The organism is Phormidium sp. CCY1219, assembly GCF_055795085.1.
In genome coordinates, this window is sequence record NZ_JAYFEQ010000628.1 from 1 (window position 1) to 207 (window position 207).

Genomic DNA, 207 nt, shown 5'->3' on the forward strand with positions numbered 1-207 from the left:
CATAGGGAAAGGCGCTGCGGGTGTACACTTCTAAGGCGGCTTGGGTGCAGCGAATGGCCTCCTCGATATTGTCGGCTTGCTCTCCCCGGATGCGGTTATTGTAGGCAATCGCCAAGTTATTTTGAGTCGTTGCCCACTCATAGGGAAAGGCGCTGCGGGTGTACACTTCTAAGGCGGCTTGGGTGCAGCGAATGGCCTCCTCGATAT

Annotated in this window: 1 protein-coding gene; it reads right to left on the minus strand. The window is 56.0% G+C overall.

Going from position 1 to position 207, the window contains the following annotated elements; genetic code table 11:
* The coding region (locus tag AC0QH1_RS17980) for a tetratricopeptide repeat protein (RefSeq protein ID WP_442957329.1) at nt 1-205 on the minus strand (205 nt) is incomplete at its 3' end.
* Between the last annotated feature and the right edge of the window lie 2 nt (nt 206-207).